Annotated in this window: 15 protein-coding genes; 11 read left to right on the plus strand and 4 right to left on the minus strand. The window is 59.4% G+C overall.

Features of this window, described 5'->3' with window-relative positions:
* The first annotated feature begins 75 nt into the window (after window positions 1–75).
* Window positions 76–1,722: a phospholipase D-like domain-containing protein gene (locus tag BK670_RS06565; protein ID WP_123449104.1), complete on the plus strand. Its 1,647-nt coding sequence runs from the start codon at window positions 76–78 to the stop codon at window positions 1,720–1,722.
* Here BK670_RS06565 and BK670_RS29585 read toward each other — a convergent pair.
* Entirely contained in the window at window positions 1,702–1,920 is a 219-nt protein-coding gene (locus tag BK670_RS29585) for a hypothetical protein (RefSeq protein WP_185036730.1), read from the minus strand. The genes BK670_RS06565 and BK670_RS29585 overlap by 21 nt on opposite strands.
* Window positions 1,921–2,101: 181 nt before the next feature.
* Between BK670_RS29585 and BK670_RS06575 the strand changes: the two genes are divergently transcribed.
* Window positions 2,102–3,661 (plus strand): TerC family protein, encoded by a 1,560-nt coding sequence (locus BK670_RS06575; protein ID WP_123449105.1) that lies wholly within the window; start codon window positions 2,102–2,104, stop codon window positions 3,659–3,661.
* A gap of 166 nt (window positions 3,662–3,827) precedes the next feature.
* Here BK670_RS06575 and BK670_RS06580 read toward each other — a convergent pair whose 3' ends face one another.
* Window positions 3,828–4,259, minus strand: coding sequence for a thioredoxin family protein (locus BK670_RS06580; protein ID WP_123449106.1), 432 nt, complete (start codon window positions 4,257–4,259; stop codon window positions 3,828–3,830).
* Window positions 4,260–4,596: 337 nt separating this feature from the next.
* Here BK670_RS06580 and BK670_RS06585 point away from each other — a divergent pair, with 337 nt between their 5' ends.
* The 8 genes from BK670_RS06585 to BK670_RS06620 all read left to right on the plus strand — a co-directional run bounded on the left by BK670_RS06585 (window position 4,597) and on the right by BK670_RS06620 (window position 11,252).
* Complete coding sequence (locus tag BK670_RS06585) at window positions 4,597–5,445, plus strand: transporter substrate-binding domain-containing protein (RefSeq protein WP_123449107.1); 849 nt, start codon at window positions 4,597–4,599, stop codon at window positions 5,443–5,445.
* Window positions 5,446–5,496: 51 nt separating this feature from the next.
* Window positions 5,497–6,159: an amino acid ABC transporter permease gene (locus BK670_RS06590; protein WP_003225455.1), complete on the plus strand. Its 663-nt coding sequence runs from the start codon at window positions 5,497–5,499 to the stop codon at window positions 6,157–6,159.
* A gap of 9 nt (window positions 6,160–6,168) precedes the next feature.
* On the plus strand, window positions 6,169–6,831 hold the full coding sequence (locus BK670_RS06595; protein WP_123449108.1) for an amino acid ABC transporter permease: 663 nt from the start codon (window positions 6,169–6,171) through the stop codon (window positions 6,829–6,831).
* Window positions 6,828–7,619 (plus strand): amino acid ABC transporter ATP-binding protein, encoded by a 792-nt coding sequence (locus BK670_RS06600; RefSeq protein ID WP_123449109.1) that lies wholly within the window; start codon window positions 6,828–6,830, stop codon window positions 7,617–7,619. The genes BK670_RS06595 and BK670_RS06600 overlap by 4 nt, the downstream gene beginning before the upstream one ends.
* Before the next feature lie 30 nt (window positions 7,620–7,649).
* Window positions 7,650–8,039, plus strand: a complete 390-nt coding sequence (locus BK670_RS06605) for a RidA family protein (protein ID WP_007912330.1) — start codon at window positions 7,650–7,652, stop codon at window positions 8,037–8,039.
* A gap of 129 nt (window positions 8,040–8,168) precedes the next feature.
* Window positions 8,169–8,933 (plus strand): IclR family transcriptional regulator, encoded by a 765-nt coding sequence (locus BK670_RS06610; RefSeq protein WP_123449110.1) that lies wholly within the window; start codon window positions 8,169–8,171, stop codon window positions 8,931–8,933.
* Window positions 8,934–8,972: 39 nt separating this feature from the next.
* The gene (locus tag BK670_RS06615; RefSeq protein WP_123449111.1) at window positions 8,973–10,187 is read left to right on the plus strand and encodes an amino acid deaminase; all 1,215 of its coding nucleotides are present in this window, start codon (window positions 8,973–8,975) and stop codon (window positions 10,185–10,187) included.
* 129 nt (window positions 10,188–10,316) lie between these two features.
* Window positions 10,317–11,252 carry a sugar kinase gene (locus BK670_RS06620; protein ID WP_123449112.1) on the plus strand — a complete coding sequence of 312 codons (936 nt, stop codon included), beginning with the start codon at window positions 10,317–10,319 and terminating at the stop codon, window positions 11,250–11,252.
* Between the two features lie 130 nt (window positions 11,253–11,382).
* On the opposite strand, the gene BK670_RS06625 is transcribed toward BK670_RS06620, so the two are convergent.
* Together BK670_RS06625 and BK670_RS06630 are read right to left on the minus strand one after the other, a co-directional pair.
* A complete protein-coding gene (locus tag BK670_RS06625; RefSeq protein WP_007912322.1) occupies window positions 11,383–11,658 on the minus strand; it encodes a peptidylprolyl isomerase in 276 nt (91 codons plus the stop codon).
* A gap of 51 nt (window positions 11,659–11,709) precedes the next feature.
* Window positions 11,710–14,247, minus strand: coding sequence for a PAS domain-containing hybrid sensor histidine kinase/response regulator (locus BK670_RS06630; protein ID WP_123449113.1), 2,538 nt, complete (start codon window positions 14,245–14,247; stop codon window positions 11,710–11,712).
* Between the two features lie 113 nt (window positions 14,248–14,360).
* On the opposite strand from BK670_RS06630, the gene BK670_RS06635 reads away from it, so the two are divergent.
* Window positions 14,361–15,470, plus strand: a complete 1,110-nt coding sequence (locus BK670_RS06635; protein ID WP_123449114.1) for a PilT/PilU family type 4a pilus ATPase — start codon at window positions 14,361–14,363, stop codon at window positions 15,468–15,470.
* Window positions 15,471–15,500: the final 30 nt, after the last annotated feature.

Below are 15,500 nucleotides of genomic sequence, written 5' to 3' on the forward strand. Positions count from 1 at the left end.
CCGGTCTGGAGCCGAACAACCAGAACCCGCCTCACTGCACTATGCTGCCCCCAGCCCAATCACAAGGAGTGAGCGATGCGCGTACTGGTCAAAAACCCTCAAGACGACTTCCGCGTCAAAGCCTACGCCGGCACCAACGGCGTGCTGCTGGCCATGGATCTGGCCGAGCCTCGACGCAAAGACCTGCTCGGCTTTGCCATCGAAAAGCAGCAGGGCAGCAAACCCTGGTTGTTCCTGTTCAACAGCCTGACGTTCCCTGGCAAGGCGCATACCTTCCCCCAGTTCCACGCTACACCGAGCGATACCGCGCCGCTGCAAAAATTTCGCTGGGCCGATTACGCGGTCAATCCGGGAATGACCCTTCACTATCGCGTGCATCTGGCCTACGGCACTGCGGATGCCGTGCAGTTGGGCGAGTCGCTGGAGCTGACGATCACCTCCGATGACGGTCACCCGAGCAATCAAAGCGTGATATTCAATCGCGCCGTCGCCGCCAGTCAGGCATTCCAGCGCAAGTTTCCCGACCTCGACGCGCAGATCAGCGCCAACAAAAACATGCCCATCGAAGCCTGGCCTGATGCGGCTCGGCAATGGCTGGAAAACGGCTTGCTCGGGCGGCTGATCGGCTTTATCGAGCGCGCGCTTGACGGCCAATGGGCGCTGGACATTGCCATCTACGAATACCAGTTGCAGGCGATCATCGATGCGGTGAACGCCGCATTCGCGCGAGGGGTGAAAGTGCGGGTGCTGTATCACGCGCGACCGGATGACGAAGACACCACCCGCAACGAAGCCAGTCTGACGGCGCTGCCTCCTGCGAACAAACGCGGGCGCGTGACCCACAACATCTTTCACAACAAATTCATGGTTTTGAGCCGAATCGATGCCATCGGCGCTCATCAGCCTGAAGCGGTTTTGTGTGGCAGCACCAACTTCACCGCCAACGGGGTTTATCGGCAGGCCAACGTGGTGCATGTGCTGGACGATGAGCCGATTGTTGCCAGTTATCTGCAAACGTTCGAGCAGGTCTGGACGCAGCCGGATGATGTCGGCGCAACCCGTGACTGGGTGACCGAACATAATCCGATGAAGCCGCAGCAACCTTTGTTCGCCGGTTTCTCACCGCGTACCGGCGGTGCGGATCTGCAGGCGTTTGTACGGATCATCAGCGCGGCGAAAAAGGACGTGCTGTTCGTCACCGCGTTCTCCCTGCCGGACGCCATTCTGAATGCTTTGCTGGGGCAGCCCCACGACGACATTTTGCGTTATGGCCTGCAAAACACCGCCAGCCGCATTACCGGATTTCACGCCGATCGCAGCGCCGAATTCGCCGCCACTGCGCTGCTCAACACCGGGCTGGAAGGTTGGTTGCGCGAGAACATGAAGGGCCAGAAGGGCAACCTGCTGGTGCACACCAAAGCGGTGGTCACCGACTTCACCACAGACACGCCAACGATCATCAGCGGTAGCCACAACCTCAGTGCTTCGGCCAGTAATGGCAACGACGAAAACTACCTGATCATTCGCGGCGACACCGATCTGGCGGATCGTTACGGGCTGGAGCTGCTGCGGTTTTATGAGCATTACCGCTTTCGGTATTTTGCGAAGAAACTGGCGTTGAAGCAGGTCAGTCCGTTGGCGGTGGATGACCGTTGGACGAATGACTATTACATCGAAGGGGATTTGCGTCAGCTGTCCCGTCTACGCTTCGCTGGCCGCTGACATTGCCCCTGTAGGAGCTGCCGCAGGCTGCGATCTTTTGATTTTGATTGTTAAAAACAACATCAAAAGATCGCAGCCTGCGGCAGCTCCTACACGGGTGTCTGGAGAGCTGTTACAGATTTTGAAATGATTTGCTGCTGTAGGAAATGTTCCCAAAGCCTGTACGCTCCAAGGCCATTTTTCATTCAGGATTTGCATGAACACCCTCTCGGAGCCTCCCAGTCGCACCTTCCCCTCGCGCCACGGCGCGGTCTTGACGCACTCGCAACATCCGGTTTTCCGACTTCCGACTATCGTTGCTAACGCGGCCCTTGAGCCTTCGCGTTGCGCTTTGCCGTGTCCGGCAGCCTGAATTCATCGAGAGAGATAGAGACGTTTTATGGAATGGTTAGCGGATCCCACAGCCTGGCTGGGCTTGTTGACATTGATCGTGCTGGAACTGGTGCTGGGTATCGACAACCTGGTGTTCATCGCAATTCTGGCGGACAAACTGCCACCGCATCAGCGTGACCGTGCGCGGATTATCGGTCTGTCGCTGGCGCTGATCATGCGCCTTGGCCTGCTGGCGAGTATTTCCTGGCTGGTCACCCTCACGCAGCCGTTGTTCGAGGTGTTCGGCAAGAGCTTCTCCGGCCGTGACCTGATCATGCTGTTCGGTGGTGTGTTCCTGTTGTTCAAGGCCACCATGGAATTGCACGAACGCCTGGAAGGCCACATCGGCGAACGTACGAGCAACACCGCCTATGCCTTGTTCTGGCCGATCGTCGCGCAGATCGTCGTGCTCGACGCGGTGTTCTCGCTCGATGCGGTGATCACGGCCGTGGGCATGGTCGATGAACTGGCAGTGATGATGATCGCGGTGATCATCTCGATTGGCTTGATGATTGTCGCCAGCAAGCCGCTGACGCGCTTCGTCAACGCGCACCCGACGGTGATCATGCTGTGTCTGGGCTTCCTGATGATGATCGGTTTTGCCCTGACCGCCGAAGGTCTGGGCTTCCACATTCCGAAAGGTTATCTGTACGCCGCCATTGGTTTCTCGATTCTGATCGAGGTGTTCAACCAGATCGCCCGGGCTCGCCGCAAGCGTTCGATGCAGGGTTTGCGGCCGATACGCGAGCGTACGGCACACGCGGTCATGCGCTTGCTGGGCGGGCGCAAACTGGCAGTGGAGGAGGTTGGCGAGGACATTTCCGACCTGCTTGACGACGGTGACGCGCCGAGTGCCGAGCTGTTCGATCGTCGCGAACGGGTGATGATCAGCGGCGTGCTGCAACTGGCCGAGCGCCCGATACGCGGGCTGATGACCGTGCGCGCCGATGTCGACACCCTTGATCTGGCCGATGACCGCGAGGCCGTTCGGACCCGATTGATGCACTCGTCTTATTCGCGTCTGCCGTTGATTCGCAACGGCGCGGTGGATGAGCCGCTGGGCTTTGTGCACAAGAAGGAGCTGCTCAAGGAATACCTGGCTGGCACCGAGCCGAATCTGGAGCATCTGGCACGCAAGACCATCAATCTACTCGACAGCTATTCAATCCTGAACGCGCTGGAACAGATGCGTGCCGCATCGACTCACATTGCTTTTGTGGTCAATGAGTTCGGCGATTTCGTCGGGGTGTTGACCATGACCGACATCCTCGAATCGATCGCCGGCGAGTTGCCCGATGCCAGCGAAATCGGAGGCCCGGACGTGGTCGAGGAACAGGGTGGGTTTGTGGTCAGCGGCGCGCTGAACCTGATGCGTGTGCGGGAGCGCACTGGCTTTGGTGCGCAGCCGACCGAGGACTATCAGACCATGGCCGGGTTAGTGATGAGCCTGCTGGATCGATTGCCGGTCATCGGTGATCGCCTGGAGCATGCAGGCTGGCATATGACGGTCAAAGCGGTGGAAGAGCGGCGGGTGACGCGGGTGTTGTTGGTGCGCGCTGCCGCTTAAAAGCACTGTCGGCCAAAAGGCTCCATCGCTGGCAGGCCAGCTCCCACAGGGTTTGGTATCGGACTCAGAACGTGTGATCGATACCGAACCTGTGTGAGCTGGGTTGCCAGCGATGGCAGTCTGTCAGCCTATATAGATGTCACTGCAGACGGTTCAGTCCGCATGTTCAACACAGACTCCGCAGGCGTGCCCGAGGAACAGTGCGCAGAGTACGCAATGTTCGACGCAGCCAAGGCAGATCATGCGTTCGTTTACGGGGCGCAGTGGGCGCTTTGGTCTTGCCGATGTGCTCGGCGAAATCCCGTGCGAGGGTTTCCTCCGTGCCGATGCCTTTAAGTTTTTTTACCAGTCTGCCGTTCTTGTAGAACAGCACGGTTGGTGTCCCGGTCACCAGCGGATGACGCGCACTTTCGCTGGTATCGAGCATGTAGATATTCGCGCGATGCCGGTACGGCTCGGCAGTCTGGCGAAAAACCGGACCGGCCCACTCGCATGCGGGGCAATGTTCGTTGGCGAAATAAAGGATCACCGGTCGCCAGGTTTTCAGGGCTTTGCGATAGGTAGGCGGCAAAGTGGCGAGAGGGATATTCGCGCTCATCAGAATCTCCTTTTCAGGTGTGGCTGGATCGCTTGACGGTAATCCAGCAAGCACCGTACGCCTACTGTCGGAGTTGACAGGTGTCACGCGCATTGTTTTGTGTCATGCGCCTCGCAATGTGGCGCGAATACCCGGCATGTGTAGCCAACGGTAGCGAGTCTTCATGGCGCCTCCGGTAACAGCGTCATTATCTTTTTCTGCATCTCTTTGATTTCGAAAACTTTTAATTCCACTACAGATTCCCCAACCATCCTGTGGCACACTTTCTGCTGTCTATTCCGTAGTAACAAACCGTGTTCCGGTATAGCGGAATAAACACCATCCTGGAGTGCTTGCCATGCATCGCCGTCCTTCGTTGTTCAAAGCGTGTGTTTTTGTTCTTGCGGCTTCGTCCGCTGTCATGGGTATGGCCCAGGCAGCCGATAGCAAACTCGACAGTGTTCTGGCCCGTGGCAAGTTGATCGTGGGCACCGGCAGCACCAATGCGCCGTGGCACTTTCAGGGCGCGGACGGCAAGTTGCAGGGGTTTGATATCGACATCGCCAGGATGGTGGCCAAAGGTCTGTTCAACGACCCAAGCAAAGTTGAGTTCGTCGTGCAGTCGTCCGATGCGCGGATTCCCAATCTGCTCACCGACAAGGTCGACATGAGCTGCCAGTTCATCACCGTCACCGCCAGCCGTGCACAGCAAGTGGCGTTCACCCTGCCGTACTACCGCGAAGGCGTCGGTCTGCTGTTGCCGAACAACAGCAAGTACAAGGAAATCGAAGACCTGCAAGCCGCCGGCGACAGCGTCACCGTGGCGGTGCTGCAAAACGTCTACGCCGAAGAGCTGGTGCATCAGGCCCTGCCCAAAGCCAAGGTCGATCAATACGACAGCGTCGACCTGATGTACCAGGCCGTAAACTCCGGCCGCGCCGATGCCGCCGCCACCGACCAGTCTTCGGTCAAATACCTGATGGTGCAGAACCCTGGCCGCTATCGCAGCCCAAGCTACGCCTGGAGCCCGCAAACCTACGCGTGTGCGGTGAAACGCGGCGATCAGGACTGGCTGAACTTCGTCAACACCGCACTGCATGAAGCCATGACCGGCGTTGAATTCCCGACCTACGCGGCATCGTTCAAACAATGGTTCGGTGTCGATCTGCCGTCGCCAGCGATCGGTTTCCCTGTCGAATTCAAATGATCCCGTGAGAGTGGGGCGATTGCCGTCGCCCCGCTCAAGGTACTGCTGACCATGAACTATCAGTTGAACTTTGCCGCCGTGTGGCGCGATTTCGACACCTTGCTGGCGGGGCTCGGTCTGGGCCTTGAACTGGCCTTGGTGTCGATCGCCATCGGCTGCGTGATCGGCCTGCTGATGGCGTTTGCCTTGCTCTCGAAGCATCGCGCCTTGCGGGTGCTGGCTTCGGTGTACGTCACGGTGGTGCGTAACACGCCGATTCTGGTGTTGATTCTGTTGATCTATTTTGCGTTGCCAAGCCTGGGCATTCGTCTGGACAAGATTCCGTCGTTCATCATCACGCTCTCGTTGTATGCCGGGGCGTACCTGACCGAAGTGTTCCGTGGCGGTTTGCTGAGCATCCCCAAAGGGCAGCGCGAAGCCGGGCTGGCCATCGGTCTCGGCGAGTGGCAGGTCAAGGCTTACGTGACCGTGCCGGTGATGCTGCGCAATGTCTTGCCGGCGCTGTCGAACAACTTCATTTCGCTGTTTAAGGACACCTCCCTGGCCGCCGCAATTGCGGTGCCGGAGCTGACCTATTACGCGCGCAAGATCAACGTCGAGAGCTACCGGGTGATCGAAACCTGGCTGGTGACCACGGCGTTGTATGTCGCGGCCTGTTACCTCATTGCCATGTTGCTGCGTTACCTCGAGCAGCGTCTGGCGATCCGCCGATAGGAGGCTGCGATGTACGAATCTCCCAGTTGGTTACATGAATTGTGGGTCGCGCGTGAGCCGCTGTGGCAGGGTTTTCTGACCAGCGTGCAAGTGTCGGCGCTGGCGATTCTGCTCGGCACTGTGCTCGGGGTTGTCGCCGGGCTGGTGCTGACCTACGGCAAGTTCTGGATGCGCGCGCCGTTCCGTTTTTACGTCGACTTGATACGCGGCACCCCGGTGTTTGTGCTGGTGCTGGCCTGCTTTTATATGGCGCCGGCGCTCGGCTGGCAGATCAGCGCATTTCAGGCCGGCGCACTGGGCCTGACGCTGTTTTGCGGCTCGCACGTTGCCGAAATCGTGCGGGGAGCGCTGCAAGCCTTGCCGCGTGGGCAGATGGAGGCGGGCCAAGCCATTGGCCTGACGTTTTATCAATCCCTTGGCTACGTATTGTTGCCGCAGGCACTGCGGCAGATCCTGCCGACCTGGGTCAACTCGTCGACCGAAATCGTCAAGGCGTCGACCTTGCTCTCGGTGATCGGCGTCGCCGAATTGCTGCTCAGCACGCAACAGATCATCGCCCGGAACTTCATGACCCTGGAGTTCTACCTGTTCGCCGGTTTTCTGTTCTTCGTCATCAACTACGGCATCGAATTACTCGGCCGGCACATTGAAAAACGGGTGGCCTTGCCATGACTCAAGCTCAAGTTTCCTCACAGCATCAAGCGTTGCTGGACATCCGTGGCCTGCACAAACAGTACGGCGCAGTCGAAGTCCTCAAGGGTGTCGATCTGAGCATGCAGCGCGGCAACGTGGTGACGCTGATCGGCTCCAGCGGCTCGGGTAAAACCACGCTGCTGCGTTGCGTGAACATGCTCGAAGAATTCCAGGGCGGGCAGATCCTGCTCGACGGTGAATCCATCGGCTATGACGAGGTCAACGGCAAACGCGTGCGCCACGCGGAAAAAGTCATCGCCCGCCATCGCGCGATGACCGGCATGGCATTCCAGCAGTTCAACCTGTTCCCGCACCTGACCGCGTTGCAGAACGTCACTCTGGGTTTGCTCAAGGTGAAGAAAATGCACAAGGACGAAGCCGTGGCGCTCGCCGAGAAATGGCTGGAGCGCGTCGGCTTGCTGGAGCGGCGCAATCATTTTCCCGGTCAACTGTCCGGCGGTCAGCAACAGCGCGTGGCGATTGCCCGGGCGATTGCGATGAACCCGAGCCTGATGCTTTTCGATGAGGTCACTTCGGCGCTCGATCCGGAGCTGGTTGGCGAAGTGCTCAACGTGATCAAGGGCCTGGCCGAGGACGGCATGACCATGTTGCTGGTGACCCACGAGATGCGATTTGCCTTTGAGGTCTCGGACAAGATCGTTTTCATGAATCAGGGGCGGATCGAAGAGCAGGGGCCTCCCAAGGAACTGTTCGAACGCCCGCAATCGCCGCGTCTGGCTGAGTTTCTGAAAAACACGCGGTTTTAATCTTACGTTTTCACATCAGGAGAAACACCCATGAGCATTACGCGTTACGGCACCGGCAGCACCGCCGCTGGCGGCCAGCCACGTCCATTCGCTCGCGCCGTTGAAGCGGATGGCTGGCTGCATGTGTCTGGCCAGGTGCCGGCGGTGGATGGCGAGATCATCGTGGGCGGCATTGTCGAGCAGACCCACCAGACCATGAAGAACCTGATCGCGATTCTCGAAGAGGCCGGTTATGGCCTGGAGGATGTGGTGCGGGCCGGGGTGTGGCTGGATGATCCGCGGGATTTCAGCAGTTTCAACAAGGTCTTCGGCGAGTACTTCAAGCCTGAACACGCACCGGCGCGGGCCTGTGTACAAGCGAGCATGATGGTCGACTGCAAGGTCGAGATCGACTGCATCGCGTACAAGAAGAAGGCCTGATACACCGCGGCTCTTGTAGGCGCTGCCGAAGGCTGCGATCTTTTGGCATTTTTGGATGCGCCAGAAAGGCAAGATCAAAAGATCGCAGCCTGCGGCAGCTCCTACAGGGAATATTGAGTGAGTAATGACATGACCGAAGACACCATCAAACGCCGGGCCCGCGGTCTGGACCGGGCGTTCGATATTCTCGATTTCCTCAAGGAAATCGGCCAGCCGCTGCGCCCCAACGACATCGCCAACGGCATCGGCAGCCCGAAATCCACGGTTTACGAACTGGTCGCTTCATTACTCGAACGCCGGATTCTGGAGCCGGTGGGCAAGGACGGTCATGTCTACCTGGGCCGGCAGTTGTACTTTCTCGGTCAGGCGCATTTGCGTCACTTCGACCTCAGCCGCGAGGCCGATCACGCCTTGCAGGAGATCGTCAGCCAGACCCGCGAAACCGCGCAGATGTGCCTGCTCAACGGGCGCAAATACACCGTGGCACTGATGAAGGAGGGCGAGCGGCATTTCCGGATTTCCTCCGACATCGGCGAAAACGCGCCGATCCCGTGGACCGCTTCCGGGCGCCTGCTGCTCGCGCATTTGAGCGATCAACAGATCATCGACCTGATCGACGAAGACGACTACATCCTGCCCGACGGCGAACGTCTGCCGCTGGAACGCTTTCTGGCGGAGATCCGTCAGGCCGGCATTGACGGCTTCTTCTCCTTCGACAGTGTTGCCGACACCTTTACCCATTGCTTCGCCGCGCCGGTCAAAGACGCGCAAGGCGTGGCCATTTGCACCTTGTGCATCGTCGCGCCACGGGCTGATGCGAAAAACAATTACGACGACTATCGCCGGGTGCTGATCGAGAGCGCCAACAGCCTCGCCCGGCGGATCAACGAATAACCGCGGCTGCCTGCGGCCGCGAATGTGAGGAGTTCGACCATGACGACTGCCATCAATACTGCTGGGGAAAAGGGCGACGCTGCCATCGGCGCGCACTTGGCGCGTGACGTCAGCCTGCCGGCGCTGGTGCTGCATCGCGAAGCGCTGGAGCACAACATTCGCTGGATGCAAAAGTTTGTCAGCGACAGCGGTGCCGAATTGGCGCCCCACGGTAAAACCAGCATGACCCCGGCCCTGTTCCAGCGTCAGCTCGACGCCGGCGCGTGGGGCATCACCCTCGCCAGCGCGACCCAGACCCGTGCGGCTTATGCGCATGGCGTGCGTCGGGTGCTGATGGCCAACCAATTGGTCGGCACCCCGAACATGGCATTGATCGCCGATCTGCTCGCCGATCCGTCGTTCGATTTCTATTGCATGGTCGATCACCCGGATAACGTTGCCGATCTCGGCGCGTACTTCGCCTCGCGCGGGGTGAAGCTGAACGTGATGATCGAATACGGCGTGGTCGGCGGCCGTTGCGGCTGCCGCAGCGAGCAGGAAGTCATCGAGCTGGCCAAGGCGATCAGCGCACAACCGGCGCTGGCCCTGACCGGCATCGAGGGTTACGAAGGGGTGATTCACGGCGATCATGCGGTCAGCGGGATTCGTGAATTCGCCGCATCGCTGGTGCGTCTGGCGGTGCAGTTGCAGGACAGCGGCGCGTTTGCCATTGCCAAGCCGATCATCACTGCCTCGGGTTCGGCATGGTACGACTTGATTGCCGAATCGTTCGAAGCGCAGAACGCCGCCGGGCGTTTCCTCAGCGTGTTGCGTCCCGGCAGTTACGTCGCCCATGACCATGGTATTTACAAGGAAGCGCAGTGCTGCGTGCTCGACCGCCGCAGTGATCTGCACGAAGGTCTGCGCCCGGCGCTGGAAGTCTGGGCGCACGTGCAGTCGCTGCCGGAGCCGGGTTTTGCGGTGATCGCACTGGGCAAGCGTGATGTTGCGTTCGATGCCGGGTTGCCGGTGCCGTTGCTGCGCTATAAGGCCGGTGTGGTGCCGGCGGTGGGCGATGACGTCAGTGCGTGCAAGGTTACGGCGGTGATGGATCAACATGCGTTCATGAGCGTGGCGCCGGGCGTTGAGTTGCGGGTCGGGGACATTATTTCCTTTGGCACGTCGCACCCGTGCCTGACGTTCGACAAGTGGCGTGTGGGGTTGCTGGTGGATGAGCAGTTATCGGTGATTGAGAGCATGGAGACTTGTTTCTAAGACTTGAAACCGAGTCGCGGCGATTCGCGAGCAGGCTCGCTCCTACAGGGAATGCATTCCAAGTGTGGGAGCGAGCCTGCTCGCGAAAGCGCCAGTCCAGACACCATCGATCAACAGAGACAGCACAAGATGAACACCCTCAGCCCCCTCGGCCCGAATACTCCGCGCATCGCCCTGATTGGCGAATGCATGATCGAACTGCAGCAACGCGCCGACGGCAGCCTGCAACAAAGCTTCGGCGGCGACACCCTGAACACCGCGGTGTATCTGTCCCGCGCCATGGGCGACAAGGCGCAGGTCGATTACGTCACCGCACTGGGCGATGACAGCTTCAGCGACGCCATGTGCCGGATATGGACCAGCGAAGGCATTGGCCTGGATCTGGTGCAGCGTCTGCCGGGGCGCTTGCCGGGCCTGTATTGCATTCAGACGGATGCCAGCGGCGAGCGGCGTTTTCTCTACTGGCGCAATGAAGCGGCGGTTCGCGACTGTTTCACCACCCCGGCCGCCGCGCCGATTCTGGCGGCGTTGCCGGATTACGATGTGTTGTATTTCAGCGGCATCACCCTGGCCGTGCTCGGTGCACTGGGCCGGGAAAAGCTGATCCAGACGCTGATCGAAGCGCGCCAGCGTGATGCGCGCATCGTCTTCGACAACAATTACCGGCCACGTCTGTGGGCCTCGGTAGAAGACGCGCGCGCGGCGTATCGCAGCGTATTACCTTACGTTGATCTGGCGTTGTTGACGGTGGATGACGAACAGGCGCTGTTCGGTTTCGCCGATTGCGACGCGGTGTTTGCCGCTTACGCGCCATTCGGCACGCCGGAAGTGGTGCTCAAGCGTGGCGCTGAAGCCTGTTTGATTCGCTGTGATGGCGAATCATTCGAGGTGCCGGCGCAGACGGTTGAAACGGTGGTGGACACCACGGCGGCGGGGGATTCGTTCAGTGCGGCGTATCTGGCCAGTCGACTATCGGGTGGTAGTCCGGCGGAGGCTGCCGAGGCCGGGCACCTGCTGGCCAGCAAGGTGATTCAGGTGCCAGGAGCACTGATTCCCAGAACCTGAAATGCAATCCCTGTAGGAGCTGCCGAAGGCTGCGATCTTTTGATCTTGTTTTTCAAGATCAAGATCAAGATCAAAAGATCGCAGCCTCGTTTCACTCGACAGCTCCTACACAGCTCCTGTGAGAAAAGTATTAATCGCGGTAAAACACCTGCACCAGGTGATAGCCGAACTTGCTCTTGATCGGCCCATGCACGGTGCGCAGCGGTTTTTTGAAAATCACCGCATCAATCGCCCCGACCATCTGCCCCGGCCGCACTTCACCCAGATCGCCGCCGCGCTTGCCGGACGGGCAGGTCGAAAATTTCTTCGCCAGCACGTCAAACGCTTCACCCTTGGCGATGCGTTGTTTGAGCTGTTCGGCCTCTTCGGCGGTTTTCACCAGAATGTGGCGGGCTTGGGCTTTCATCGTGCGGTACCTGATAACGGGGTGACGGCGGGGCGCGGATTATGCCTCAAGTCACGGGGTTTGGCTGATCATCGTGCGGATCTTGCTGGCCAGCAGCTCAATGGCAAAGGGTTTGGCGACCATGTCCATGCCGTCCTCAAGAAAACCCTGACGCTCGGCGGCTTTCTGCGCGTAACCGGTCATGAACAGCACCTTGAGACCCGGCCGATGCTGACGAGCAATTTCCGCCAGTTGCCGGCCATTCATGCCCGGCAGGCCGACGTCGGTGACCAGCAGATCGACCCGTAGACCGGATTCCAGCAGGGGCAGGGCGGTCTTGGCATCTTCGGCTTCGTGCGCCTGATAACCCAACTCCCGGAGCAGATCGAGCACCAGCATGCGCACCGCCGGGTCATCCTCGACCACCATCACGGTTTCACCGGTCGCCGTCGCCGACGGTTGTTCAACGGCCACAATGGCCGGCCGTTCCGGTTCGACGCCGAACAAGCGCGGCAAGTACAAGCGCACACACGTGCCCTGGCCCGGCAGGCTGTCGAGGCTGACATGGCCACCCGACTGCTGGGCAAAACCATAAATCATCGACAGCCCCAGCCCGGTGCCCTGGCCGATCGGCTTGGTGGTGAAGAACGGATCAAAAGCCTTGGAACGCACCGAGGGCGTCATGCCGGTGCCGTTGTCGCTGACCGCCAGCATCAGGTAATCGCCGGCCTTGACCGGTTCGAGCGTGGTGATGTCGCTGCCGTCGAGATAGATGTTGGCCGTCTCGATCAGCAGCTCGCCGCCATCGGGCATCGCGTCGCGGGCATTGATAACCAGGTTGAGCAGGGCGTTTTCCAGTTGGCTGACGTCGGTGCTGACCGGCCAGACATTTTCGGCCAGACGCAGGGTAAGTTCGATTGGATCGCCCTTGGTGCGGCGGATCAGGTCTTCCAGCGAATGCACCAGTTCATTGACATCGAGGGTTTTGCGATCCAGCGATTGGCGTCGTGAAAACGCCAGCAAACGATGGGTCAGCGCCGCCGCACGGTTGGCCGATGACACGGCGGCTTCGGTAAAACGGCCAATCTCGTCGGCCCGGCCGTTGGCGATGTAGCGCTGCATCAAATCGAGGCTGCCGATGATCCCGGTGAGCATGTTGTTGAAGTCGTGGGCGATACCGCCGGTGAGCTGACCGACTGCCTCCATCTTCTGCGCATGGCGCAGCGCATCTTCGGCGCGCTCGCGTTCGAACATCTCGTTCTGCAAACGCTGGTTGGCCTGGGCCAGTTGTTCAGTGCGGGCGCTGACCCGTTCTTCCAGGGTTTCGTTGAGATTACGCAGTGCTTCTTCGGTTTTCTTGCGCTCGGTCTCATCGATCACAAAGATATAGAAACCACTGATCGCACCGTCGGCGGCGTAACGCGGCAAGTAATTCATCAGCGCATGGCGATTACTGCCATCGCGGTGTGGGGTGTACAGACTGAACGAACACGGTCTGCCAGCCAGCGCCTCGGCAATGTAAGGCAGGCGCAGGAAATAGGCTTCTTCACCGATGACTTCGCGAATCGTGCGCCCGTAGAGTTCCTGTGGCGTGAGGCCGTACCAGTCCAGATAGGCCGCATTGTTCAGGCGAAAGCGCTCTTCACAGTCGACATAACTGATCAGGATCGGCATGGCGTTGATGATCAGCTGCAGTTCGGTCTGGCTCTGGCGCAATGCCTGTTCGGTGTGTTTGCGTTCGGTCAGGTCCAGCGCCGCCCCGAGGAATCGCATGGGGCGGCCATGATGATCCTTGTAGCAACGCCCGCGGGCGAATACCCAGCGCACCTCGCCATCGCCTTGCTGCAAGCGATATTCCTCAGCGTATTCGGTGCCGTGGGTGATGCAGTGTTTGATGCTGCGCGCAATCATCGCGCGGTCTTCCGGGTGCACACCTTGCAAGTAATCGCTGATCGGCAAGCGTCCGGCGAGGCTGGGATCGACGCCATGCAATTGGGCGAAATGCGCATCGGCGATAAAACGGTCTTCGCCGATGTCCCAATCCCAGGTGCCGACGGCATCGGTCGCGGCCAGGGCCAATTGCAGGCGCTCCTCGGTTTCCCGTTGAGCCTTGAGGCTTTCCTCGGAGCGTCGCTGCAGTTCCAGAGCGATGCGGCGGCGTTCGTTGGTTTCGATGGCGGTGACGAGGATCCCGGCGACCTGCGCGGTCTCATCGCGGATCGGACTGTAAGTCAGGTCCAGCCAGAAGTCGGACTCTTTGCCGTCCCGTTGCAGGGTGAAGCGTCTTTCGCTGTAGGTGCGAACCTGGCCTTGTAGGACGGCGCTGTAAATCGGGTCGGTAAAGTCGCGAAGTTCCGGCCAGATCTGGTGCGCAGGCTGTCCGAAAGCGTGCGGATGCTTGTGCCCGGCGAGCAGAGCAAAACCGTTGTTGTAGATCTGCGTGAGTTGCGGGCCCCACAACAACAGCATCGGCATCGGCGAGTGAATCACGATGTCCACCGCGGTGCGCAGGCTCTGCGGCCAGTTGCCGGCAGCGCCCAGCGGGCTGCGGCTCCAGTCGGTAAGGGCGATGAGTGCCTGCGCGTCGTCGGTGTTCGGTACAGCATTCATTACATCAATCCTGAGCGTGGTTCGTTGAGGCGACGTCTATCATTGTTGCAGCGGGTCTGCGCCAGGCGCAGGCCACCGTCTGTTCATTGAATGCTTCGCGGGTGCTTTTTGCCATGGAAATCGATGCGCTGTTGTCAATTTTGTCCAATAAAAACGGTTCGGATCTGTTTCTCTCCACCGGAGCAGCGCCCAGTGCGCGTGTCGACGGCGTGCTCACAGCCTTGAGCGAACGCCCGTTCAAGAACGGTGAAACTGCCGCCATCGCCACCTCCCTGATGGACGCCGAGCAACGGCGGGAGTTCGACCGGGATCTGGAAATGAACCTGGCGATATCGCGAGCGGGCATCGGGCGTTTTCGCGTCAATATCTTCAAGCAGCGCAACGATGTATCGATCGTCATTCGCAATGTCAAACTCGACATCCCGCGTTTTGCCGATCTGAAATTGCCCGCAGTACTGCTCGACACCGTCATGCTCAAGCAAGGGTTGATCCTCTTTGTCGGAGCCACCGACTCGGGTAAATCGACGTCGCTGGCCGCACTGATCGACCACCGCAACCGCCAGAGCACCGGGCACATCATCACCATCGAAGACCCGATCGAGTACATCCATCGCCATCAGCGCTCGATCATCAATCAACGGGAAGTCGGGGTTGATACACGCAGCTTCCACGCCGCTCTGAAGAACACCCTGCGCCAGGCACCGGATGTGGTGCTGATCGGCGAAATCCGCGACCGCGAAACCATGGAACATGCCTTGGCATTCGCCGATACCGGGCATCTGGTGCTCTCGACGTTGCACGCGCACAACGCCAATCAGGCACTGGACCGGATTATCAATATGTTCCCGGAAGAGCGACGGCCGCAGTTGTTGCATACGCTGGGCAATAACTTGAAAGCATTTATCTCACAGCGTTTGGTGCGCACGCTCGATGGGCAACGAAGGGCGGCTGTCGAGGTGTTATTGGGCACGCCAACCATCGCTGACGTGGTTCGGCGCGGGCAGTTCGAGGAACTGAAACCGATAATGGAAAAGTCCACTGAACTGGGCATGCAAACCTTTGATGCTGCGCTGTTTACATTGGTCGCCGAGGGCGCGATAAGTGCACAGGAAGCTTTAAAGAATGCAGATTCGGTTAATAATTTGAAGTTGCGGATGAAACTTGCGGGGGAGGCAAGTGATAGTAATGATTCACTGTCAGAGGGGTGGGGGCTCATGGATTGAACGTTGGCTGTTTTTTCTTGTAAACCTCCG

Source organism: Pseudomonas fluorescens, from assembly GCF_003732425.1.
Taxonomy (GTDB): Bacteria; Pseudomonadota; Gammaproteobacteria; order Pseudomonadales; family Pseudomonadaceae; genus Aquipseudomonas; species Aquipseudomonas fluorescens_BE.

What these genes read in the sequence shown, in the direction of transcription:
- BK670_RS06565 (WP_123449104.1), top strand. Translation starts at nt 76, where the DNA reads ATGCGCGTACTGGTCAAAAACCCTCAAGACGACTTCCGCGTCAAAGCC.
- BK670_RS29585 (WP_185036730.1), bottom strand. Translation starts at nt 1,920, where the DNA reads ATGCAAATCCTGAATGAAAAATGGCCTTGGAGCGTACAGGCTTTGGGA.
- BK670_RS06575 (WP_123449105.1), top strand. Translation starts at nt 2,102, where the DNA reads ATGGAATGGTTAGCGGATCCCACAGCCTGGCTGGGCTTGTTGACATTG.
- BK670_RS06580 (WP_123449106.1), bottom strand. Translation starts at nt 4,259, where the DNA reads ATGAGCGCGAATATCCCTCTCGCCACTTTGCCGCCTACCTATCGCAAA.
- BK670_RS06585 (WP_123449107.1), top strand. Translation starts at nt 4,597, where the DNA reads ATGCATCGCCGTCCTTCGTTGTTCAAAGCGTGTGTTTTTGTTCTTGCG.
- BK670_RS06590 (WP_003225455.1), top strand. Translation starts at nt 5,497, where the DNA reads ATGAACTATCAGTTGAACTTTGCCGCCGTGTGGCGCGATTTCGACACC.
- BK670_RS06595 (WP_123449108.1), top strand. Translation starts at nt 6,169, where the DNA reads ATGTACGAATCTCCCAGTTGGTTACATGAATTGTGGGTCGCGCGTGAG.
- BK670_RS06600 (WP_123449109.1), top strand. Translation starts at nt 6,828, where the DNA reads ATGACTCAAGCTCAAGTTTCCTCACAGCATCAAGCGTTGCTGGACATC.
- BK670_RS06605 (WP_007912330.1), top strand. Translation starts at nt 7,650, where the DNA reads ATGAGCATTACGCGTTACGGCACCGGCAGCACCGCCGCTGGCGGCCAG.
- BK670_RS06610 (WP_123449110.1), top strand. Translation starts at nt 8,169, where the DNA reads ATGACCGAAGACACCATCAAACGCCGGGCCCGCGGTCTGGACCGGGCG.
- BK670_RS06615 (WP_123449111.1), top strand. Translation starts at nt 8,973, where the DNA reads ATGACGACTGCCATCAATACTGCTGGGGAAAAGGGCGACGCTGCCATC.
- BK670_RS06620 (WP_123449112.1), top strand. Translation starts at nt 10,317, where the DNA reads ATGAACACCCTCAGCCCCCTCGGCCCGAATACTCCGCGCATCGCCCTG.
- BK670_RS06625 (WP_007912322.1), bottom strand. Translation starts at nt 11,658, where the DNA reads ATGAAAGCCCAAGCCCGCCACATTCTGGTGAAAACCGCCGAAGAGGCC.
- BK670_RS06630 (WP_123449113.1), bottom strand. Translation starts at nt 14,247, where the DNA reads ATGAATGCTGTACCGAACACCGACGACGCGCAGGCACTCATCGCCCTT.
- BK670_RS06635 (WP_123449114.1), top strand. Translation starts at nt 14,361, where the DNA reads ATGGAAATCGATGCGCTGTTGTCAATTTTGTCCAATAAAAACGGTTCG.